Source organism: Mitsuaria sp. 7, from assembly GCF_001653795.1.
Classification (GTDB): Bacteria; Pseudomonadota; Gammaproteobacteria; order Burkholderiales; family Burkholderiaceae_C; genus Roseateles.
Genome location: NZ_CP011514.1, coordinates 1,902,085 through 1,926,495, shown reverse-complemented (window position 1 = coordinate 1,926,495; position 24,411 = coordinate 1,902,085). Strand labels below are relative to the sequence as shown.

At 68.0% G+C, this 24,411-nt stretch carries 8 protein-coding genes; all 8 read right to left on the bottom strand.

Features of this window, described 5'->3' with window-relative positions; genetic code table 11:
* Nucleotides 1-19: 19 nt before the first annotated feature.
* The 8 genes from rfbH to ABE85_RS08480 all read right to left on the bottom strand — a co-directional run bounded on the left by rfbH (nt 20) and on the right by ABE85_RS08480 (nt 23,871).
* A complete protein-coding gene (gene rfbH / locus ABE85_RS08515) occupies nt 20-1,372 on the bottom strand; it encodes a lipopolysaccharide biosynthesis protein RfbH (protein WP_067272627.1) in 1,353 nt (450 codons plus the stop codon).
* A 39-nt stretch (nt 1,373-1,411) separates the two neighbouring features.
* The gene (gene rfbG, locus ABE85_RS08510; RefSeq protein WP_231993261.1) at nt 1,412-2,518 is read right to left on the bottom strand and encodes a CDP-glucose 4,6-dehydratase; all 1,107 of its coding nucleotides are present in this window, start codon (nt 2,516-2,518) and stop codon (nt 1,412-1,414) included.
* Nucleotides 2,515-3,288, bottom strand: coding sequence for a glucose-1-phosphate cytidylyltransferase (gene rfbF / locus ABE85_RS08505; protein ID WP_067272622.1), 774 nt, complete (start codon nt 3,286-3,288; stop codon nt 2,515-2,517). Before rfbF ends, rfbG begins: the two co-directional genes overlap by 4 nt.
* Before the next feature lie 14 nt (nt 3,289-3,302).
* Nucleotides 3,303-4,391, bottom strand: a complete 1,089-nt coding sequence (locus ABE85_RS08500) for a glycosyltransferase family 2 protein (RefSeq protein ID WP_067272620.1) — start codon at nt 4,389-4,391, stop codon at nt 3,303-3,305.
* A 26-nt stretch (nt 4,392-4,417) separates the two neighbouring features.
* Nucleotides 4,418-5,539: a glycosyltransferase family 4 protein gene (locus tag ABE85_RS08495; protein WP_067272617.1), complete on the bottom strand. Its 1,122-nt coding sequence runs from the start codon at nt 5,537-5,539 to the stop codon at nt 4,418-4,420.
* A 259-nt stretch (nt 5,540-5,798) separates the two neighbouring features.
* A complete protein-coding gene (locus ABE85_RS08490; protein WP_067272614.1) occupies nt 5,799-9,392 on the bottom strand; it encodes a hypothetical protein in 3,594 nt (1,197 codons plus the stop codon).
* A 404-nt stretch (nt 9,393-9,796) separates the two neighbouring features.
* Entirely contained in the window at nt 9,797-14,272 is a 4,476-nt protein-coding gene (locus ABE85_RS08485; protein WP_067272612.1) for a hypothetical protein, read from the bottom strand.
* Between the two features lie 146 nt (nt 14,273-14,418).
* Nucleotides 14,419-23,871 carry a hypothetical protein gene (locus ABE85_RS08480; protein ID WP_067272609.1) on the bottom strand — a complete coding sequence of 3,151 codons (9,453 nt, stop codon included), beginning with the start codon at nt 23,869-23,871 and terminating at the stop codon, nt 14,419-14,421.
* Nucleotides 23,872-24,411: the final 540 nt, after the last annotated feature.

The following is a 24,411-nucleotide window of genomic DNA, read 5'->3' as shown; positions in this document are numbered from 1 at the left end:
GCGACGGCGGTGCGTGCGCTCAGAAGTTCAGGCCGAAGAACTCTTCGAGCTTGTCGGCGATGTAGTCCAGCTGCGGCTCGCCCAGCGCGGGGAAGGTCCCGAGCCAGAAGGTCTGGTTCATCACCACGTCGGTGTTGGTCAGCTCGCCGCTGATGCGGAAGTTGCGGCCGGCCATGTAGGGCTGCTTCGTGAGGTTGCCGGCGAAGAGCAGCCGCGTGCCGATCTTGTTCTGTTCGAGGAAGTTGATCAGGTCGGCGCGTTTCACGCCGGCGCTCTCCTTCAGGATCAGCGGGAAGCCGAACCACGACGGCTCCGAATTCGGCGTCGCCTCCGGCAGGTGCAGCACCTCGGCGCAGCTCTGCAGGCGGGCCTTCAGGTAGGCGAAGTTGGCGCGACGCTTGGCGATGAATTCCTCGACCCGGTCCATCTGCGCCAGCGCGCAGGCGGCCTGCATGTCGGAGATCTTCAGGTTGTAGCCCAGGTGGCTGTAGGTGTACTTGTGGTCGTAGCCGTCCGGCAGGTCGCCGCCCAGTTCCTTCTTGGTCCAGCAGAAGCGCTTGTCGCAGGTGTTGTCCTTGCCGGGCGGGCAGTAGCAGTCGCGGCCCCAGTCACGGAAGGACTCGGCGATCAGCTTGAGCTCGGCGTTGTTGGTGAAGACCGCGCCGCCTTCGCCCATCGTGATGTGGTGCGCCGGGTAGAAGCTCAGCGTGCCGATGTCGCCGAAGGTGCCGACCAGCTGGCCGTTGTACGTCGCGCCCAGCGCATCGCAGCAGTCCTCGACCAGCCAGAGCTTGTGCTTCTTGCACAGCGCCGTGACCACGTCCAGGTTGAACGGGTTGCCCAGGCTGTGGGCCAGCATGATGGCCTTGGTCTTGGGCGTGATCGCGGCTTCGATCTTGCTCGCGTCGATGTTGTGCGTCGCCAGGTCCACGTCCACGAAGACCGGCACCGCGCCGAACTGCAGGATGGGGTTGACCGTCGTCGGGAAACCGGCGGCCACGCCGATGACCTCGTCGCCCTGCTGGATCGCGCGGTCGCCCAGCTTGGGACTGGTCAAGGTCGAGAACGCGACCAGGTTGGCCGACGAGCCCGAGTTCACCGTGATCAGGTACTTCACGCCGAGGAACTGGGCCAGGCGCTGCTCGAACATCGCGTTGAAGCGGCCGGTGGTCAGCCAGCCGTCGAGCGAGGCGTCCACCATCATCTTCAGTTCGCCGGCGCCCAGCACCTTGCCGGACACGGGCACGACGGACTCGCCGGGCACGAAAGGTTTCGGGGCGTACGCGACGTCGGCGTACTGCTGGACGAGCTCGGCGATCTGGCTGCGGAGCTTGTCGAGCTGCGGCTGGAAGTTGACGGGAGTGGTGCTCATGGCTCGCTCAGGAAGTCGTGGGATCAGGAAGTCGTGGAATCAGGAAGTCTTGGCATCGTGGCCGCCGCCGGCGGCCTGGTACTCGGAGATCTGACGGAGGCACAGCGCGCGCATGTCCTCGCCCGCCAGCCAAGCCTGGTGCCAGACGACGATGCGGTCCAGCGCGGTCTGCAGCGACCAGCGCGGTGCCCAGTGCAGGCGCTGCCGGGCCTTGGAGATGTCCAGCTTCAGGAAGCTGGCCTCGTGCGGATGATCGCCGGGTTGCAGCGTCCAGCGCGCGCCGCGGCCCCAGTCGGCGCACAGGCGCTCGACGATCCACTGCACCGGACGGGCGTCCTCGTCGCGCGGGCCGAAGTTCCAGCCCTCGGCGTCCGCCTGGCCGTGCGTGACCAGGCGTTCCGCCAGCAGCAGGTAGCCCGACAGGGGCTCCAGCACGTGCTGCCACGGCCGGATCGCATGCGGGTTTCGGATCAGCACCGCTTCATCGCCCTGGAGCGCGCGAAGGATGTCGGGGATCAGCCGGTCCAGCGCCCAGTCGCCGCCGCCGATCACGTTGCCGGCGCGCGCCGTCGCCAGCGCGATGCCGCCGGCCTGCAGGAAGGACTTGCGGTAGGCGGCGCTGACCAGCTCCGCGCAGCCCTTGCTGTTGGAGTAGGGATCATGGCCGCCCATGGGCTCGTCTTCGCGGTAGCCCCAGACCCACTCGCGGTTGTCGTAGCACTTGTCGGTCGTGACGTTCACGACCGCCTTGACCGAGCCCGCCAGGCGCGCGGCCTCGAGCACGTGCACCGTGCCCATCACGTTGGTGGCGTAGGTCTCGACCGGCTGCTGATAGGACAGCCGCACCAGCGGCTGCGCGGCCATGTGCAGCACGATCTCGGGCTGGAACTCGTCCATCTGGGCGCGGACCGCGGCCAGGTCGCGCACGTCGGCGACGCGGTGCTCCATGCCCTCGGCCACGCGGGCGACGTCGAACAGCGCCGGCTCGGTCGGCGGGGTCAGGGCGACGCCGCGCACGGTCGCGCCCATCGACTGGAGCCACAGGCTCAGCCAACTGCCCTTGAAGCCGGTGTGGCCGGTCAGCAGGACGCGGCGGCCGCGCCAGAAGGCCGGATCGGTCTGTCCCGTCATTCCCGTTGCTGTCATTCCCACTTCTTCCACGGTGCCTTGCCGGAGGTCCACAGCTCCTCCAGCAGGTGCTTGTCGCGCAGGGTGTCCATCGGCTGCCAGAAGCCGTGGTGCTCGTAGGCCATCAGCTCGCCGGCGGCGGCCAGGCCCTGCAACGGCTCCTGCTCCCACATGATCTGGTCGTGGTCGATGTAGTCCAGCACCTTGGGCGTCAGCACGAAGAAGCCGCCGTTGATCATCGCGCCGTCGCCCTTGGGCTTCTCGGTGAAGCTGCGGACCTGCTGCCCCTGGATGTCCAGCGCGCCGAAGCGGCCCGGCGGGTAGGTGGCGGTCAGCGTCGCGGCCTTGCCGTGCTGCTTGTGGAACTCGAGCGTGGCGCTGATGTCGATGTCGCCGACGCCGTCGCCGTAGGTGAAGCAGAAGGACTCGTCGCGCTCCACGTAGCGGGCCACGCGCTTGAGGCGGCCGCCGGTGAGCGAGTCGTCGCCCGTGTCCACCAGCGTGACGTTCCAGGGCTCGGCGCGCTTGTGGTGGACTTCCATCCGGTTGCTGCGCATGTCGAAGGTGACGTCGGACATGTGCAGGAAGTAGTTGGCGAAGTACTCCTTGATCACGTAGCCCTTGTACCCGCAGCAGATCACGAAGTCGTTGACGCCGTGGTGGGAGTACAGCTTCATGATGTGCCAGAGGATCGGGCGTCCGCCGATCTCGACCATCGGCTTGGGGCGCACGGTGGTCTCTTCGCTGAGCCGGGTGCCGAGCCCGCCGGCGAGGATGACTGCTTTCATGGGACGTTCCGTTGTCAGAGGTTGTGCGTGGCCTGCGGCGCATGGCCGTGGGAAGCGACGACGAAGGCGGGGGAGACGTACAGGCGCCGGCCCTGGCGGCGCATCTGCTCGTGCAGCGGCACGTGCTCGCAGATCTCGCGCCCGTCCCGCAGTCCGACGTAGCGCGCCTGCGCCAGCGCCTCGCGCTTGTACACCCCCATGCCGCCGAAGGCCGACTCCACCGGCAGCCATCCGGGCATCGAGCGGAAATCCATCTGGATGCTCGACGCAGCGAAATGTACCGCCAGCGGACGGCCCAGGGAGGCATCCATCACGGTGCCGCGCGTCATGAAGTCCGTCGGGCACAACACCGGATGGCGCAGCGCCCAGATGTCGTAGTACATGCCCGCATTGACGGGGAAGACCGCGTCCCAGCAGGCCTCGCGCCGGAAGGCGTCGGTGAAGGAGGCGGCGCCCGGCTCGGCGTCGGTCAGCACGCCGTCCATGTCGGCGACGCAGACGTAGTCGGCGCCGGTGGCGATGGCGGCTTCGGCCAGCGCGTTGCGGCCGTAGGCCAGGCGCGCGGTGCGCTGCGTCAGCTGGCGGCCCAGGCCCGGCGCCTGGATCAGCCGGATCGGATAATCCGCGGCCAGCGCCTGCAGGCGCTCGGCGGTGCCGTCGGTGGAGTCGTTCTCGAAGACGATCAGCTCGTGCCGGCCGAAGAGGCGGCCCAGCGCGTCCAGCTGGCGCACGGTCGTGCCGACCGCGTCCGCGCATTGGCGGGCGCAGCCGACGAAGGCGATCGTGCGCGTCTTCAGGAAGGCGGCCAGCGCCGCGTCGTCCAGCGGCTGGACCCGGCCGGTCAGGACTTCGAGCCCTTCCAGGCCGTCGTGCTGGATGTCGAGCCGGAACTGCTGGGCGTTCTCGGGACGGTGAAACCGGACTTCGAAATGATCCTCGGCGCGCGACAGGCGGTGATCGCACGGCGTCCAGTCCTGCACCTGCAGCGTGCGGCAGGCGGAGACGACGACATCGAGCACGCGGCTGCCGGGCCCGAGGCGGCCGACGAGGCGTTCGATGAAGCCGAGCTCGGCGTTGTTGAGGACGAAGGTGGCAAGCGGCATGGCGGTCTCTCGCTGCGAGGCGCGGATCAGAACAGATCCAGCAGCTGCCGGGTGACCTGGCCCCAGGAGTAGCCCCGGGCCAGGGTTTCGCGGGCCAGCGTCCGCACATCCTGGGCGGGCAAGCGACGTTCCACCACTTCCAGCATCGCGGCCAGCAGGTCGTCCAGTTCGGGCACGCGGTAGGGGCCGCTGACCTGCGGCTGGTCGGCCGGCGTGCCGGGCTTGCTGGCGATGCGCCGGCTGAGCGCGGGCGGGACGAAGTCGTCGGTGGCGCCGCCGTCGGTGACGATGACGTGGGTCCCGCAGCCCATGGCTTCGAGCACGGGCAGGTTGAATCCCTCGGCCCGGTACGGCGACACGTAGGCGTCGGACAGCGCGTACAGCGAGCGGATCTGCGGCAGGTTCAGGCTGGTCGAGAGCACCGAGATGCCGTCGCGCACCAGCGGGGACGCCAGGTTCGGCGCCCGCGAGGCCAGTTCCGCGAAGACGCGCTCCACGCCGATGCCGTACAGGCCCTGGTGGTCCTTGAGGATCAGCCGGACCGGCAGCCCGCGCAGGCGCAGCTCGGCAAAGGCCAGCAGCAGCAGGTCGATGCCCTTGTTCCAGGTCGCGACGCCCACGTTGCAGAACACCGTCTCGTGCGGCTGCATGCCGATGGCGGCGCGGGCGCGTTCGCGCTCGGCGGCGGTCATCGGGAAGAAGACGTCGGTCTTGTAGCCGTGCGGCACGACGTGGACCTTGTCCGGGTCGAAGCCGTAGTCGACCACCCGCGCCTTGGACCACAAGGTGGGGGTGATGACGATGTCGTCGCCCCGGGTCAGCGCGGACGGGGCCATCTCGGGCGGGTCGAAGCTCTTGCCCGACAGGCCGAATTCAGTGACCACGAAGCTGGCGTTGCGACGCGCGGCGGCGGGATCCCCCAGACGCACCGGTGATGCGATGCGCAGGCGCACGTCCATCACGCGATCGCCGGGATCGGGCAGGCCGTCGATGATCGCGCGCTCCTCGGGCGCGAAGCCGGAGTCCAGCTTGCTCTTGTCCCAGTGCGGCAGGAAGAAGGGCGCGTCCTTGTGGAACAGCTCGAACCGCGGGTCCTTCACCATCTCCAGGATCTGGTTCTGGTTGACCATCGCGATGGAGTGGTTCACCCCCCGCCAGCCTTCGATGCACAGTGTTTTCAACGTCGGATCCCCTTTGGACGCTCAGGTCGCGGACCCGCCCGGGCGCCGCCCTTCCCATCGATCTTTGAGCCATTGTGTCGCGCCGTGGACGCGGCCATGCCAGGATAAGGGGGACAGGGAGCCGTCAACTCCGCGCGGTGGCAGGGGAGACGGGCGTCGCCGTCCCGCGGGTCGCGTGCGGGTGGCGGCTAGGGACGACAGGGGCAGCAGGGGGCAGCAGGGCGATTCAGTGCGCCAAGGCCATCGTGTCGTGCATCGTCGAGTCGGAGAAGTCCGGCATGGCGGACAGGCGCGCTTCATGGGGCCTGGCGCTGTCGGGTGAGGGTCCCGGGCGGCGGGCGGCGTCCAGCGCGAGCAGGATCTTTCCGCCCACCGCCGTCCGGATCCGGCCGCCGACAGCCAGGCGGCCGCCGCCGAGCAGGCGTTCCGCGCCGTTGCGCTGATCGCTGCCAGGCTGCACCGTGACGCTGGTGTCAACGCCGCCGGACCAGGCGCTCGCCGCCTGTATGGACTGGACCACGTCCAGACCCGACGGTTGCCAGTGGGCGGGGTCTTCCACAAGGGCAGCAATCTCACGCTGAAGGTCTTGCACCTGGTCCAGGGCGCGCGGATCCTGCGGCGTGCCGGAAGGCGGAGGACGCTGCAGCACCGCGAGCCGATCCATGCAGGCGTTGATCTCCTCCGCGGCCTCCGGCGTCAGCGCCTGATGCGACCGGTAGATACGCGAGCCGGCGGCGGGAAGATTGACGAGCTGACGCATGAAGTCGTCGTACTTCCGTTCTCCGCCGCGGGACTTCCCGTCCGGACCGCGGTCGCCCATGGCGTCGACCCAGCGCTCGCGCTGGGCATTCATCGCCCGGATGAAGTCGTCGCGGACGCCGAACTCGCGGTCGCGCGTCGACAGCTCCGGACGGAGCCGCCCGTCCTCAGTGACGAGCCGGACGAGACTGCTCTGCGCCTGGATCACCAACTCCGTTTCGACGCCGACGCGATGCCGCCCGAACAACGCGACGCTACGGCCAGACGATGTGGGCAACGCGGGATGGCTGATACCTGCGCTCATGCCAGCGCGCGCCGCGCTGCGTGATCCTTGTTCCGCCTGCACGCTGCGGGCCGTGCCGGCCGCGTCCCGCGTCCGCTTCCGGTCGAACAGGGTGCGCTTCAGGCCGATGCCCGCCGAGGCGGAGGCGGCAAAGCCGAGCGGCAGCTTCGCGGAGGCCGTCGCGTCGAGGGTCACGGATACGTCCGCGGTGACTGCCTTCCCCTCATTCCAACCAAACGAGATGTCGCGGAAGTCGCCCAGCTTCTCCACCATCTGCGCCCACATGGCGCCGCCATGGGCGGGGCGGTCGGCCTTGTCCTGGCCGGCGATCTCGAAGATCGAATTGATCACCAGTTCATTCATCCGCTTCCAGTCGGTGGCCTTGAGCGCGGCGGCCTGATCGGCGGGCAGGGTCTCGTGCTCCCGCCCCGCCTTGCGGGTGCGGATCATCAATCCCCGCGAAGCCAGATGCGAGCCGCCGATCCTGGCCATGGCCTGGGCGGAGACGTTCACGATCGGACCGGCTTGCACGCCGGCTCGTACGCCCGCGCCGACGGAACCGCTGATCTTGCGTTCGCTGCCGAGGTAGAGCAACCCGGTCTCAGCGATGCCGGCCCGGAACACCGCAGCGCGCGAATGCTCGGCACTGACTTCCACGACCGGTGTGATGCTGCCGGCGTTCAAGCCGCCCAGACCGCCGACGTCCACGAGGCCGTAGCCAGCGGTCACGCCGACGCCATGGCGACGACCGTCGCTGTAGGTGCCGGGGCGACCACCCGTGGCGGCGACCATCACCTGTCGCAGCATGTCGCGCCGCTCGGGCGGCGAGGCGGCATTGAAGCTCTTCTGGAGGCGCTTCGCATCCTGACGCGTGTCCAGGTCGCCCTGCGGGGTCCTGATCGTGGCGGTCGTCTCGATGGGGCCGGCCTTCAGCATGGTTTCCAACGGCGACTTGTCCTTGCCGGCGAAACGCCGCAGCACGCGTATCGGCAGGCGGGCCTTGTGCATCTTCGTCGGCAGGCCGCCGTCGGGCGTCTTGCAGGCGAGATCGATGTAGGTCACGAACTTGCGCAGGCGCTTGGCCATCAGATGGAAGTCCGATCCCTGACCGCTCTTCGTGAAGCCGTTGCGCAAGGCGACGTAGGCCGGTTTGAGGTCGTGATGCACCTCGGCCTGTCCCGGCGCGCGGCGCAGGTTGTCCGTGGCGTACATGAAGGCCTGGGCGGCGAGGGTGGCGGGGTCTTCCTCCTCGCGCTGCCCATCGGGTTCGCGGCGTGCGTTGCCGGTGCCCAGGCGGGCCGCATCCAGCAGCTTGCCCCGTTGAGGATGGGCGTCGAGGGCGGCCCGGATGTCCGCCATCGACTGGGAACCTCCGACTGCCAGGTCGGTGGCCAGCAAGGCATCCTCGGCTCGGAGTCCGAGCTTGTAGAACTCGAAGGCCTCTTCGCCACGGCTGCGGTGCGGATCACCGGTCGGTGGCAGCGCAAGACCCTGCAGGTCGAGCAGCGCCTGGAAGCCGCCCGCCGTTGCCGCCAGTGCGCGGCGCGCCTGGTGGGTCATCCGTGCGACGTCCCGGGAACCGCTGCCCAGATCCGCCATGCTCGGCGAGGGCGAATCCGCGCTGCGGACCGTGAAGTCGTCCAACGCCGGCGGCGTCTCCAGGCGCAGCCGCTGGTAGACCTGCAAGGCCTGCGTCGGATCCGCGGTGACGCTGCGCAGCCCTGTGGCGATCAGCAGCGCCTGCTCGTAGCGCAGTCGGTGACCGTCGGGGCGCAGGACCGGGTCCGGATTGGGGTGATCGAGGAGCGTGGTGGCGAGCCGGGTGATGGCCAGTCGCGACGTCGTGGAAGCGGCGGGGAACATCCGCTCAATCTCGGCATCGAAGGCGACTGCGCTGCTGAAGGCCGTCCGGGCGTCGACGGCAAGGCCGGCATTGCCCGCGACTACCTTGTCCTTGGTGTCCTTCGTCGTTGCGAGATTCGAACGGTCCGTCAAGCCCACGACGGCACCGCGGGCGGCAGCATCGGCCTGGCGGTCGGCCGCCGCCAAGCCTCGATCGTCGGCGGTTGTCGTCGGCTGGAACACCTGGGCACGCTGTTTGGACGGGAACTCAGGCTTCGAGGTGCTGCCGGATAGGCTGATCGGTCCGATGGCGCCTTCAATGCGCGGCACTGCGGCACGCAGTCGCAGCGCATCGAACGGACGGCGCAGTCGATCCAGGAAGCCAGGCTTGATTGCCGGATCGGGCACTCGCGGCGCCAACGGGGGCGGCTGGAGTTCCACGGTGAGTGCCTGGATCGATCGACGCACGGCGTCGACGGCGGCATCGGCATCGACCTGCAATTGATCCCGATGCGACGCCGCGTTCCGCGCCGCTTCATCGGCTTCCAGGGCCATCCGTTCCCGTTCAGCCCGTCCGGGTCCGGTCGGGACGGGTGAGCCCGGTTCATGCAATCGTCCGGCCAGCTCACGGTGCGCCAAGGTGGCGGTTTGCGCCGCGTGGAAGGCGGCTTGCGCGGCCGCCGCATGGGCTTCCAACGCAGGGCGATGATGCGCCAGCGTGCGCGTCAGGTGCTGGCGGAGCGTGAGCAGCGCGTCGTGGAAATCGTCGTCGCCGGAGGACTTGAGCCGGGCCATCATGCCGGCCGCTTCCGCCTCGGTGGCGGACTGCAGCTGGATGAGTTCCTCGGTGGTCCGTTGTCGCGACGACAGGGCGGCGCCCGCGGCGGCTTGTGCATCGAGGCGCGCCAACACCTGCGCGTGGTCGAAGGCCGCCATGCGAGCCGCGCGCTCGATGGCCGGGTCGGTGGGCGGACGATGGATCTGAGCGGCGGAGCCGCTCCGGAGATGCCGTCTCGACGGGAGGCCGCGGGCTGATCGACCCATCGGCGTCTGGAGGCCGGGCTGCGGCGGCCGCGCTTCAGAGGACTCAGGCGTTGCCTCGGTCGCTGCGGGAGCGATCGGTTGCGCGCCGCCGGGGCGCCATCCGAAGAGACTGAAACGCATCGTCGTGCTCCATGGCGAGACGACGCGCCAAGCGTCCCGGACCACTGTCGGACCGCCCTGTATCGACGCGTGGCGGCCAGATGAACGAACAGTGCCGGGGTTGTCGTTCGCGGTTCGTTCGTGAAGGACGAAGGGAGGTCGCGGCTCGCAGGCGCTGCGGTGTCGCGCGAAGACGATCAGAGCAAGGGCATGCCGCCGTTGTTCTCGTCTTCCTGACGCCTCAGGACGGAAAGCGCCGCATGTGTCGCGGCGACGTGGGCGTGCGCATCCGTGGCCGACGAGACGGCGGAGGATGTCGATCCCGACATCCCGTCGGAGAGCAGCGCGGTCTCCGAGGTCTTCGGCGACGCGAGCAGTTCCGACGCCGCCGGAACGGGCGAGGCGGCGCCTGTCGCGGCCTCGCTCCCGTCCGTGGCCTTGGCGAACCACACGTCTCCCATCTGGTGTGTCACGCCGTCCGCGGTCTTGTAGCCGGAGATCAGTCCGATCAGGTTGCCGTGATCGACGGTCGAGCTCGAATGCGCATTCAGGTCCAGCTCGACGATGCCGAGCTCCGCCAACGATTTCAGTTCGCCGGCGTCGGTCTTGCCGTTGCCGTTGGCGTCGGCCCAGATCCGCAACTGGCCGAAGCCGGCGTCGAGCGCATTCAGGGCGTGGTCGCCGTTGGCGTCCATGGCTTGCATCGCCTCGTAGCCATTGGCCGCGTGCCTGCCGTTGGCCAGCACGGTGCCGGTGCCGAAGAGCTCCGCACCCGAATCGATCTGTCCGTTCCCGTTCAGGTCGCGCGCCAGCAGGCCGTTGCCCTGCGCCATCCACCCCCACTGCTGGGCGTGGCCGGTGTTGTTCATGTCGAAGCTGAGGCCCTGCGCCGCGGACACCGTGCCGAGTCCGTGGCCATCGAGGTTGAGCATGATCGGCGTGGCCAGGAACAGCGCATCGAGCTGCGCGCCGGACATCGCGTGGATGGTCTCGGTGCTGAACGCCATCACCTGGTCCATGCTCAGCGCGGCCAGGTCGCGGGTCTCGAAGCCCACGATCGCGTCGCTGCCGATCGCATGGATCTGGTCCACCGTCAGCGCCTTGGCCTGATCGCGGCTCAACGCGGTCAGGTCGTCGCTGGACATCGTGGCGAAACCCTCGGACGTGATCGCCGCGAGTTGCTGCGTCGTCAGCGACGCGACCTGTCGACTGTCGAGCGCCTCGATCGCGTCGGAATTCATCGCGGCGATCGCTTCCGTATGCAATCCGCGCAGCGTCTGCGTCGTCAGTCCATGGATCTGATCCGAGCCCAACGCCGCGAAGACGTCCGTGGACAGCGCATTCAGTGTCGCCGTGCCGAGGATCCGGAAAGCGGACGAGGTGAGCGCCGCATAGTCCTCGGTGCCGAAGCCCGCCAACTGCGTGTTCGTCATCTCGACCAGTTGCACGCTCGTCATCGCGTGGATCTGGTCGGTGGACAGCGCCGCGAAGTCCGCGGCCTCCATCACGCGGATCGCGCGGCCGGGCAGCAGGGCGATGTCCTGGGTGTCCAGCGCCGCGATCTGCTCGGGCGACCAGGCCATCACCTGGACGTTGGTCAGGCCGACGATCTGCGCCGTGGTCAGCGCCTGGATCTGGTCGGTGTGCATCGCCGCAGCCTGCTGGAAGGTCATCTGGCCGGCCTGCGCCGGCGTGAGCGCGGCGATCTGGTCCAGGGTGAGCGCGGCGATCTGGTCGGTCGTCAGCATGCGCAGCGCACTGGAGTGCAGCGACGCTAGGTCCTGCGTCTCGATCGCCGCGATCTGCGTGGCATCCAGGGCCATCAACTGCGAGGAACGCAACGCTGCGAACTGGAGCGTCGTCAGGCCCGCCAGCTCGTCGGGCGCGAAGGCGCTCAACTGCAGCGAACTCAAACCCTGGATCTGGCGCGGCGTGAGCGCCGACAGCTGGCCCGGCTCGAGCGCAGCGAACTGGTCGCTGCCCAGGCCCAGCAGCGTCGCTGTGCCGAGCGCCGCCACCTGTTCCGCGCGCAGGCTGTGGACCTGGTCCGGTGACCAGCCCGCCACCTGCCGCGAACTCAGTGAAGCCAACTGCGCGCTGGTCAGCGCGGCGATGGTGTCGAAGTTCATCGCCGTGAACTGAGCCGAGCCGAAGCCGGTCAGCGCGGTCGTGCTGAGCGCCGCGACATCGCCGGCCTCCAACAGCGAAACCTGGTCCGTCGTGAGTGCGCCGACCTGGCGTGAGGAGAACACCGCCCATTGGGCGCTGCTCAGCGTGTTGAGGTCTTCCTGCGACCAGTGTGCGAGCTGGTTGGGCGTCAGCGCCGCCACCTGGCTGGTGCGCAAGGCCTGCACCTGTTCCACGCCGAAGGCATTGAGCTGGTCGCTGCCCAGGGACTGGAGCGCGCCCGCGCTCAAGCCGCGCAGCGCGTCGGTCGACAGCGCCGCGAGCTGGTCAGGTGTCAGCGCGACGGCCTGCGACGAACTCAGCAACGAGGTCTGTGCGCTGCCGAAGGCGTTGATCTGATCCAGGCTGAGGCTGCCGAGTTGCGTTGAGCTCAGCGCTGCCAGGAAGCTGGGTTTGACGGAGACAAGCAGCGTGGGAGACAGCGCGCCGATGTCTTCCGTCGGGATCGCCGCCAACTGGTAGGAGGTGAGGGCGGCGAACTGGCCGGTCGTCATCGCGTTGAAATCGTCGCGATTCAGGCTGTGGATCTGCGTGGTCGTCAACGCCGCCCACTGGCTGGCCTTGAGCGCCGAGAGCCCCGTCGGACCGAGCGCGTCGAGCTGGTCCGCCGACAGCGACTTCAGCGCCAGCGTGCCGATCGACTGCAGCGCTTCCGTCGTCAGCACCTGCAATTGATCGCCACGAAGCGCGCCGACCTGCTGCGAGGTCAGCACCATCGCCTGGCCGGTGCTGATCGCATGGACCATGTTCAGGTCCAGTGCCTGCACCTGCGCGCTGCTGAGCGAGCGGATCACCTGCGCGTTCAGTGCGCCGAAGTCCTCCGTCTCGAGCAGGGCGATCTGGTCGGTAGTCAGGGAGCGGAACTGCGCCGAGGTGAACGCCTGGTATTGCGCCGTCGTGAGTGCCACGAGATCCTCGGGCGCCAGCGCGGCAAGCTGGGCTGTCGTGAGGGCGCGGATCTGCGCCGAGGTCAACGACTGGAGCTGGTCGGAGCTGAAGGCGTCGAGCTGCGCCGCCGTCAGCGTGGCGACAACGCGCGTCGAGATCGCGCTCAGGACCTCGGTGCTCAGCGATTGCAGCTGTTCCGGCGTGAGCGACTGCAACTGCTGCGTCGACAAGACTGTGCCCTGCAGGCTCGTCAGCGCGTGCAGCTGCGCCGTGTCGAGCAGCGCCAGCTGGGCGCCGCTCAGCCCGCGCAGTGCGGTGGTGCTCAGCGACGCGATGTCGCCAGCGTCGAGGGCGTGAAGCTGATCGGCGCTCAGCGCCGCGGTCTGTTTGGACGTCAGCGCGGCGAACTGGGCACCGGTGAGGGCGGCAAGGTCGTCCACGTCCAGCATCGCGAGCTGCCGCGTACTCAAGGCGGCAAGCTGCGCCGTCGTCAGCGCGGCAAGCTGTTCCGGCGCCATCGCGGCAAGTACCTCGGGGCGCAGGCCGGCGATCGCGCCGCTGCTCATCGAGCGCAGTTCGTCGGCGCTGAAGGTGGACAGTTGTTCCGAGTGAATGCCGATCAACTGGGAGGAGGTCAGGCTGGCCACCTGCCGCGAACTGAGTGCCTCGAGCTGGTCGTTGCTCAGTGCCGCGATCTGGTCGGACCCCATCGCGCGCAGACCCTTGGTGCCCAGCGCCTGCATGTCCTCGGGGCTGATGGCGGCGATCTGCGAGGTTCCCAGCGCCTTGATCTGCGCGGAACCGACGGCGGCGATCTGCTGGCTGTCCAGGGCCGCGATGGCGTCACTGGACAGGCTGCGGAACTGCTGGCTGGTCAGCGCCCCGATCTGGCGGCTCTCCAGCACGACGAAGGCGTCGGAGTTCAGCGCGTTCAGCGCCGCCGTGGTCAGCCCGCGTATCGCCTGACTGCCGAGGGCGTGCAGCGCGTCGCTGCCCATTGCGTTGAGCTGGTTGCCGGTCAGCGCCTTGCTCTGGTTGCCGCTCAGCGCGGCAACTTGGGCGCTGCTCAGCGCGGCGATCTGGTCGCTGCCGAAGGCGCCGATGTGCCCGGTGTTGAGCACCTTGATCTCAGCCGTTCCCAGCACGGCGATCTCGTCGGTCGCCAGCAGGCCGATCTGGGCGGTGCCCAGGCCCCGCACCTGCACCGAGGTCAGCGCCCCGATCTGCGCCGTGTCCAGCGAGGCGAACTGGTCGCTTGTCATGCGACGCACCCGGTCCACGGTCAGCGCCGGGATCTGGGCGGTCGTCAGCGCGTGGATCTGGTCGGTGCTCAGCACCGCCAGCGCGTTGGTCGTCAGGGTGCGGAGCGCGCCGGTGTTGATCGCCTGGACGTCCTGCAACTCCATCGCCGAGAGCTGGCCCGAAGCGAGGTAGCCGAGCTGACGGGCCGACAGCGCGGAAACCTGGACGGTGGTCAGCCCCACCACCTGCGCGGCGGTCAGCAAGGCCCACTCCGACCCCGTCAGCGTCGCGAGCTGCGTGGTGGTGAGCGCTGCAATCTCCTCGGGAGTGAGCGAACCGACGTCGAAGGTGGCCATGCGGGGAAGGAGGGTACTTCTGAAACCTGTCTGGTCTGTCGTTTGCGGCCCTCGACCTGCGTCGAGTGGGCGAAGGTCGAAGCCTGTGCGCCGTGAGCCGCAAACGGCAAACCGGGGGCGCGAGGCCCCCGGTTCCGGACTGCCGCTTAGATCAGCGGAGCAGCGCCGTTCTGGTCGTCTTCATGCAGCTTCTTGTAGGCCGCGCTCATGACGTCGTGGTTCACCGTGTCGGTCGCCGCGGAAGTGGTCGCCGCCGCGCTGGCCGTGGCGGTGTGGGCCGTCGCGCCGCCAAGCAGGTTGGCCTCCGGCTGGGCGAGCAGGTCGCCCAGGTGCGGCGTCGCAGCCGTCGCGCCGGTGGCCGTGTGCTGCGAGCCGTCCTTGGCGAACCACACGTCGGTCATGTCGTGCGTCGTGCCGTCGGACTTGGTGAAGCTCGACACCAGGCCCAGCACGTTGCCGTTGTCGACCTCGGTGCCCTTCGTCGCGCCGAGGTTCAGGTCGGTGATGCCCAGGTCCGCCAGCGTCTTGAGTTCGCCTGCGTCGGTCTTGCCGTCGTGGTTGGCGTCGACCCAGACCTGGAGCTTGCTGAAGTCCACATCCTTGGCGTTGATGTGGCCGTCATGGTTCGTGTCCAGCGAGGCGAGGGCGCTGAAGCCGTCCAGGCCCTTGCGGCCGTTGACCGTGGTGCCGGCCCCGAAGAGCTCCGCACCGCTGTCGATCGAGCCGTTGCCGTTGCGATCCATCACGAGCAGACCGTCGTTGCCGCCGACCCAACCCCACTTGTCGGTATGACCCGTGGCGTTCAGATCGAAGTTCACACCGTGCGACGCGGACAGCGTCTGGATGCCGTTGCCGTCCAGGTCCAGCACGATCGGCGAGGCCAGGAACAGCGCGTTCGTCTGCTCGCCGGTGAAGCCGACCGTCTGATCGGTGGTCATCGCCAGCACCTGTTGCATGTTCATGCTCGCCAGATCCTGCGTGTCCCAGCCAAGGAACTGGTCGGACGTCATCGCCACGATCTGGTCCGTCGACAGGCCTTGAACCTGGATGGACGTCAGCGCATGGATGTCGCTGGAGTCCAGCGCCAGGATCTGGTCCGTCGTGAACGCGTGCATCTGCGCCGAGGTCAGCGAGCCGAAGTGCTGGCTGCCGAATGCCCCGATGTCTTCGCTCGACAGCGCCGCGATCTGGTCCGTGCCCAGCGCGCGCAGTTGCGCGGTGCTGAATTCATGGACCTGGTCGCTGGTCAACGCCGCGATCTGGTCGGTGTTGAACGCGTGCAGTGCGGCCGTGCTCAGTGCATGGATGCCGGCGGTCGTGATGGAGGCGATGTCGCCCGTCTCGATACCTGCGACCTGCGACGCTCCCACCGCACTCCACTGTTGCGAGGTCAGCGCATGGATCTGATCCGAGGTGAACGCCTCGAAGTCCGCCGAGCCGAAGGCCACCATGTTCACGCTGCTGATCGCCGCGAGGTCACCCGAGTCGATGGCCTGCACCTGGTCGGTGGTGAAGGCATGCAACTGAGCCGAGCTCATCGACACGATCTGCTGCGAGGTCAAGGCCTGCACGTCGTCGGTGGCCAACTGGCTCACCTGCAGCGTGCTCAGCGCGGCAACCTGCTGCGTGGTCAGCGCGGCGATCTGGTCGGAGCCGAGAGCCTCCAGCTGTGCGCTGTCCAGCGAGCGGATCGCCAGCGTGCTCAGGCTGCGCAGGTCGCCGGTCTCGAAGGCCGCCATCTGGTCGGTGGTCAGTCCGTCGACCTGCGCCGAAGTCAGCGCCGCGGACTGGGTCGTGCTCAGCGCGACGATCGAGTCCGTGCTCAGTGCGCCGATCTGGGCCGAGCCGAAGGCCTGCAGCTGCGTGGAAGTCAACGCGGCGACGTCTTCCGTCGTCATCGTCGAGATCTGCGCGGTCGTCAGCGCCTGCAGCTGGGCATTGCTCAGCGAGCGGATCTGGCCGCTGGTCAGCGCGTTCAGGTCATCGCTGGTCAGGTTGGCGATCTGGCCGGTCGTCAGCGCGGCAACTTGCAGCGTCGTGAGTGCGGCGATCTGGTTGCTGTCCAAGGCTTCCAGCTGATCCGTACCGAGGGCGCGCAGGGCGACCGTCGACATCGCACGCAGGTCGGCGGTCTCCATCGCGGCCATCTGGTCCGTCGTGAAGCCCTTGACCTGCGCCGAGGACAGCGCGGCCACCTGGCCGGAGGTCAGCGCGACCACCGAGTCGGTGCTCAGCGCACCGATCTGAGCCGAGCTGAGCGCCTGGACCTGCTGCGAGGACAGCGCGGCGACATCGCTGCTCTCCATCGTCGAGACCTGTGCGGTCGTCAACGAGGCGACCTGCTGTGTCGTCAACGCCTTGACCTGCGCGCTGGTCAGCGCGTTCAGGTCGTCCGAAGTCAGGTTGCTGACCTGCCCGGTCGTCAGCGCCGCGACTTGCTGCGTCGTCAGAGCGGCGACCTGGTCGGAACCGAGGGCTGCGAGCTGGTCACTGGTCAGCGCACGCAGCGCCACCGTGGACAAGGCCTTCAGATCTCCGGTTTCGATGGCGCCAATCTGGTCCGTCGTCAAGCCGGCAACCTGCTTGCTGGTCAGCGCGGCGACCTGCAGCGAGTTCAGCGCCACGACCGCTTCGGTCGTGAGCGCGCCGACCTGGTCGGAGCTCAGCGCGGCGACCTGGTTTGTGGCCAGAGCAGCCACGTCGTTGGTCTCCATCGTCGAGACCTGGGCGGTCGTCAGGGCGGCCACCTGGGCGGTGGTCAACGCCTTGATCTGCGCGCTGGTCAGCGCGTTGAGATCGTCCGACGTCAGGTTGCTCACTTGGCCGGTCGTCAGCGCGGCGACCTGTTGGGTCGTCAGCGCAGCGATCTGCGTACTGTCGAGTGCTTCCAGTTCGGCCGAGGTCAGCGATGCCACCTGACCCGTGGTCAAGGCGCGCAACTGGCCGGTGGTCAGCGCGGCGAAGTCGTCGGTGGCGAACTGACTGATCTGGCCTGTCGTCAGTGCGGCCACCTGGGCGGTGGTGAGCGCTTCGACCTGGTCAGTGCTCAAGGCTTGCAACTGGTCGCTGGTCAGGGCGCGCAGGGCGACCGTCGACAGCGACTTCAGATCACCGCTTTCGATGGCGGCCATCTGGTCGGTTGTCAGGCCCGCGACCTGCTTGCTGCTCAACGCGGCAACCTGTGCCGAGGTCAGGGCGACGATCGAGTCGGTGCTCAGAGCGCCGACCTGAGCCGAGCTCAGTGCGCCGACTTGGTTGGTGGCGAGCGCCTGCACGTCGGCGGACTCCATCGCAGCGACCTGGGCGGTCGTCAGCGCGGCGACCTGCTGCGTCGACAAGGCCCTGATCTGGCCGCTCGTGAGGGCGTTCAGGTCATCGGACGTCAGGTTGCTGACCTGGCCGGTCGTCAGGGAGGCGACCTGCTGGGTCGTCAGCGCCGCAATCTGGTCGGAGCCCAACGCTTCCAGTTGCGCAGACGTCAGCGCCTGCAGGGCGTTGGTGGACAGCGCCTTCAGGTCGCCCGTTTCGAGGGCGGCCATCTGATCGGTCGTCAGGCCTGCGACCTGCTTGCTGCTCAGTGAGGCGACCTGGCTCGAGCTCAGGGCGATGACGGCGTCGGTGCTCAGGGCGCCGACCTGGGCCGAGCTCAGGGCGGTGACCTGCTGCGTGGTCAGTGCGGCGACGTCGGCGCTTTCCATGGTGGAGACCTGCGCAGTCGTCAGGGAAGCGACCTGTTGGCTCGACAACGCCTTGATCTGGCCGCTCGTCAGCGCGTTCAGGTCGTCCGAGGACAGGTTGCTGACCTGACCGGTCGACAACGAAGCGACCTGCGCAGTCGTCAGCGCGGCGATCTGGTCGGAATCCAGCGCATCGATCTGGTCGGTGCCCAAGGCACGCAGAGCCGTGGTGGACAGCGCCTTCAGGTCACCCGTTTCCAGGGCGGCCATCTGGTCGGTCGTCAGACCGGCGACCTGCTTGCTGGTCAGCGCAGCGACCTGCGTCGAACCCAGGGCGACGATCGCCTCGGTGCTCAGGGCGCCGACCTGGGCGGAGCCCAGGGCCTGCACCTGCGCGGTGGTCAGCGCGGCGACGTCGTCGCTGGTCATCGTCGAGACCTGGCCGGTCGTCAGCGAGGCGACCTGCTGGGTCGTCAGCGCCTTTATCTGAGCGCTCGTGAGGGCGTTCAGGTCGTCGGAGGTCAGGTTGCTGACCTGGCCGGTCGTCAGCGACGCGACCTGGGCGGTCGTCAGCGCAGCGATCTGGTCGGAGCCCAGCGCCTCGATCTGGTCGGTACTCAGGGCGCGCAGTGCGGCGGTCGACAGCGACTTCAGGTCACCCGTTTCCAGGGCGGCCATCTGATCGGTCGTCAGACCGGCGACCTGCTTGGTCGTCAGCGCCCCGACCTGGGAAGAGGTCAGCGCGACGATGGCTTCGGTGCTCAGCGCGCCGACTTGTGACGAGCTCAGCGCGGCGATCTGGTTGGTCGCCAGCGCGGCGACGTCACCTGATTCCATCGTATTGATCTGGCCCGTCGTGAGCGAGGCGACCTGCTGGGTCGTCAGCGCCTTGATCTGGCCACTGGTCAGGGCGTTCAAATCGTCCGAGGACAGGTTGCTGACCTGACCGGTCGTCAGCGCGGCGACCTGCTGGGTCGACAGTGCGGCGACTTGATCGCTGTTCAGTGCGTCGAGTTGAGCGGTGCCGAGCGCAGCGATCTGGGCGGTGCCCAGCGCTCGCAGTTGGCCGGAGGTGAATGCACCAAAGTCATCGGTGGCGAGCTGGCTGACCTGGCCGGTCGTGAGCGCGGCGACTTGGGTGGTCGTCAGCGCCTGGACCTGATCGGTCGACAGGGCCTGCAACTGGTCGCTGGTCAGGGCGCGCAGGGCGGTCGAGGACAGCGCACGCAGGTCCGATGTTTCCAGGGCGGCCATCTGATCGGTCGTCAGACCGGCGACCTGCTTGCTGCTCAGCGCGGCCACTTGACCCGAAGTCAGGGCGACGATCGAGTCGGTGCTCAGCGCGCCGACTTGGGCCGAACTCAGTGCGGCGACCTGGCCGGTGGCGAGCGCTTGCACATCGGCCGATTCCATTGTCGAGACCTGTGCGGTCGACAGTGCGGCGACCTGCTGGGTCGTCAGCGCCTTGATCTGGCCGCTGGTCAGCGCGTTCAGGTCGTCCGAGGACAGGTTGCTGACCTGGCCCGTCGACAGCGACGAGACCTGGGCGGTCGTCAGCGCGGCGATCTGGTCGGAACCCAGCGCATCGATCTGGTCGGTGCTCAGGGCACGCAGGGCCGTGGTGGACAGCGCCTTCAGGTCACCCGTCTCGAGGGCGGCGATCTGGTCGGTCGTCAGTCCTGCGACCTGCTTACTGCTCAGCGCGGCGACCTGCGTCGACGTCAGCGCGACGATCGAATCCGTGTTCAGCGCGCCGACTTGCGCGGAGCCCAGCGCGGCGACCTGTGCCGTGGTGAGGGCCTGCACGTCGGCGGATTCCATCGTCGAGACTTGGGCGGTCGTCAGTGCGGCCACTTGGGCGGAGCCCAGCGCCTTGATCTGTGCGCTGCTCAGCGCGTTCAAATCATCGCTGGCCAACCCGGCCACTTGCGCAGTCGTCAGCGCGGAAACCTGGAGGGTGTTCAACGCGGCGACCTGATCGGTACCCAACGCGTTCAGTTGATCGGTGGTGAGGGCGCGCAACGCGGTCGTGCTCAGCGCGCGGAGGTCACCGGTTTCGATGGCGGCCATCTGGTCGGTGGTGAGTCCGGCGACCTGCTTGGTCGTCAGCGCGCCCACCTGGGCGGAGCTCAGTGCGACGATCGCGTCCGTGCTCAGCGCGCCGAACTGAGCCGAGCCCAGCGACTGCAACTGCGCGGTGGTCAGCGCGGCGACGTCTTCGCTCGTCATCGTCGCGATCTGGCCGGTCGTCAGTGAGGCGACCTGTGCGGTCGACAGCGCCTTGATCTGGCCGCTCGTGAGCGCGTTCAGGTCGTCGGAGGTCAGGTTGCTGACTTGGCCAGTCGTCAGCGAGGCGACCTGGTTGGTCGTCAGCGCAGCGATCTGGTCAGAGCCCAGCGCCTCGATCTGGTCAGTGCCCAAGGCGCGAAGCGCCGCGGTGGACAACGCCTTCAGATCTCCCGTTTCCAGGGCGGCCATCTGGTCAGTGGTCAGGCCGGCAACCTGCTTGGTCGACAGCGCGCCCACCTGGGCCGAGGTGAGCGCGGCGACGTTTTCGGTCGACAGCGCACCGACTTGCGCGGAGCCCAGCGCGGCGACCTGTGCCGTCGTCAGGGCCTGCACGTCAGCGGATTCCATGCCATTGACCTGTCCCGTGGTCAACGCGGCGACCTGCGCGGTCGTCAGAGCGCGGATCTGGGCCGAGCCCAGCGCGTTCAGATCATCGGAAGCCAGTGCCTGGACTTGAGCGGTCGTCAGCGCGGCGACCTGAGCGGTCGTCAACGCGGCGATCTGGTCGGAATTCAGCGCATCGATCTGCGCCGTCGTCAGGGCGCGCAGTGCGTTGGTCGACAACGCACGGACGTCCACCGTCTCGATGGCACCCACCTGGTCGGTCGTCAGACCGCCGACCTGCTTGGTCGACAGCGGGGCGACCTGCTGCGAGGTCAGCGCAGCGATGTTCTCAGTCGACAGCGCGCCGACCTGGTCAGAGTTCAGCGCGGCGATCTGCTGCGTGGACAGCGCCTGGACGTCGTTGCTCTCCATCGTGGAGATTTGCGCGGTCGTCAGGGCCGCGACCTGCGCGGTCGACAAGGCCTTGATCTGGGCGCTGGTCAACGCGTTCAGATCGTCAGAAGTCAAGTTGGCGATCTGGCCGGTCGTCAGCGCAGCGACCTGTGCGGTCGTCAGTGCGGCGATCTGATCGGAACCCAGCGCGGCGATCTGATCGGTGGACAGCGCACGGATGGCCGCAGTGCTCAGCGACTTCAGGTCGCCCGTTTCGAGGGCGGCCATCTGGTCAGTCGTCAGGCCTGCGACCTGCTTGGTCGACAGAGCGGCGACCTGCGAGGAGGTCAGGGCGACGATGTTCTCGGTCGACAGCGCGCCGACCTGAGCGGAGTTCAGCGCCTGCACCTGGCCGCTGGTCAACGCTTGCACGTCGGCGCTTTCCATGGTGGAAACCTGGGCGGTCGACAGGGCGGCGACCTGGGCAGTGCCGAGCGCGCGGATCTGGGCCGAACCCAGCGCGTTCAAGTCGTCACTGGCGAGCGCCTGGACCTGACCAGTCGTCAGGGCGGCGACCTGTTGGGTCGTCAGCGCGCCGACTTGGGCCGAGCCCAGTGCGTCGAATTGGTCGGTGGTCAGCGAACGGATCGCGGCCGTGGAAAGGGCACGCAGATCCTGCGTTTCCATGGCGGCCATCTGGTCGGTTGTCAGACCGGCGATCTGCTTGGTCGACAGGGCGGCGACTTGTGCAGAACTCAGCGCGGCGACATTGTCAGTCGACAGCGCGCCGATCTGGCCCGAGCTCAGTGCGGCGACCTGCGCGGTGGTCAGCGCCTGGACGTCGGCGCTCTCCATCGTGGAGACCTGGGCGGTCGACAGGGCGGCGATCTGGGCAGTGCCCAGCGCGCGGATCTGGGCCGAACCCAGTGCGTTCAGGTCATCGCTGGACAGCGCCTGGACCTGGCCGGTTGTCAGCGCGGAAACCTGGGCGGTCGACAGGGCAGCGACCTGATCGGAGTTCAACGCGTCGAACTGGTCGGTCGTCAACGAGCGGATCGCAGCCGTGGACATGGCGCGCAGATCGGCAGTCTCGATGGCGGCGACCTGGTCGGTCGTCAGACCGGCAATCTGCTTGGTCGAGAGGGCGGCCACCTGGGCAGAACTCAGCGCGGCGATGTTCTCTGTGGACAGCGCACCCACCTGGGCCGAGCTCAGCGCCTGGACCTGGCCGCTGGTGAGCGCCTGAACGTCCGCGCTTTCCATCGTGGAGACCTGGGCAGTCGACAGCGCGGCGACCTGGGCGGTGCCGAGCGCGCGGATCTGACCGGAGCCCAGCGCGTTCAGGTCGTCGCTGGACAGCGCCTGGACCTGGCCGGTCGTCAGGGCGGCGACCTGCTGGGTCGACAGCGCGGCAACCTGGTCGGAATGCAGCGCGTCGAACTGGTCGGTCGTCAGCGAGCGGATGGCTGCCGTCGACAGCGCACGCAAGTCCTGCGACTCGATCGCGGCGACCTGGTCGGTCGACAGACCTGCCAGTTGCTTGGAGGTCAGCGTTGCGAACTGGCCGGAGGTCAGTGCAACGATGGCGTCGGTGGACAGCGCGGCGATCTGGGCCGAGCTCAGTGCGGCAACCTGGCCGGTGGTAAACGCCTGAACATCGGCGGACTCCATGCCCGAGACCTGATCGGTCGACAACGCGGCGATCTGGGCAGTGCCCAACGCGCGGATCTGGGCGCTGCTCAGCGCGTTCAACTCATCGGTCGACAGCACGGCGACCTGACCGGTCGTCAAGGAACCGATCTGCGTGCTGCTCAGCGCCGACACCTGGTCGGAATTCAGCGCCTGGACCTGGTCGGTCGACAGTGCGCGGATGGTGGCGGTCGAGAGCGCCTTCATGTCCTCGGAGCCGATGGCCGCCATCTGGTCGGTCGTCAGGCCCTTCACCTGGGTGGAGCTCAGCGCGCCGATCTGGCCGGAGCTCATCGCCTCGATCGAGTCGGTGCTCAAGGCGCCGATCTGGGCGGAACTCAACGCGCGGACTTGCGCCGTCGTCAGCGCCTGCACGTCGGTGCTGTTGACGCCGGCCAGTTGGTCGGTCGTCAGCGCGGCGATCTGTTGCGTGGTGATGGCGCGGATCTGGTTGGTGTCCAGGGCGGCGAGCTCATCGCTGGCCAACTGGCGGATCTGCTGCGTGGACAACGCGCCGATCTGTGCCGTGGTCAGCGCGGCGATCTGGTCGGAATTCAGCGCGGCGATCTGGTCGGTGCCCAGCGCCTTGACGGCGGCGGTGCTCAGCGCGTGCACAGCGTCCGAGGTCAGTGCGGCGGTCTGGTCGGAGGTCAGCGCGGCGGCCTGGGTGCTGCTCAGCGCGGCCGCCTGGTGGGTCGCCAGAGCGGCAACGCCCTCGGTGGAGAGGGCGTGAACTTGCTGGGAACTCAGGGCCTTGATCTGATCGGTCTTCAGTGCCTGCAGATCATCGGAGGCCAGGGTGCCGATCAGGCTGGTGGAGAGGGCGGCGACCTGTTGCGTGCTCAGCGCCCGGATCTGGTCCGAGGCCAAAGCGTTGAGATCGTCGGACTCCAGGTTCCGGACCTGCTGCGTGGTCATCGCGCCGACCTGCTTGGTCGTCATTGCGCCGAACTGATCGGAGCCCAGCGAATTCAACTGCGCGCTGGTGAAGGTCTGCACGGCCACGGTGGACAGCGCGCGCAGGTCGTCGGACTCGATGGCGGCGATGTTGGTCGTCGTGAACAGCGACACCGCCTTCGTGCCGAGCGTGGCGAACTGCGACGTCGTCAGCGCCTGGAACTGCTCGGTGGAGAACGCGGCCCAGTCTTCGCTGGTCAGGCGCGCCAGGGTCGTCGACGTGAGGGCGGCGATCTGGTCGGTCGTCAGGTTGGTAATCAGCGATGCCATCTTGGAACTCCGTGAACCTATGGGGGCGGATGCGCCCATAGGCGCGAGGTGGGGTTGGGTCAGCTTGTTGTTGCCGGGCAGCCGAACTTCCGGATGCCGTCATTCGGTTTTCGGTCGCCGATTGACAAACTTGAGCGAGCCCGGAAATGTTATTGGCGCCGCGCTTAACGTGAATGGAACAAAAGAGCCCGGAGTGGGCCTCAGTTCACGGTTACAGAACGCGCGTAAAGCCCGCGAATGCGGGGGAGGAGATCCTTGCCAGGGCAAGGGATTCGAGCGGGTCATCGAACGATCGTTCGACTGTCACGCGCCAGACATTCAATGGTGATCGGCAGTTAGCGGCGATTCTGAAATCTGGCGCAAATCGCTGGCTGGATCGGCCAGCCGCCGACAGGTCCCATCACGTCCTGTCACGCAATGTAAGTGGTGTGAACGAAGTCCGAGAAGGCATGGCGCTGGCTCCGGGCTTGGACAGAGGCGAGTTGTACAGGTCGTGATAAGTTCACGGGTTTCCGGCCGCCTCGTCGCGTCCAGTTTCGA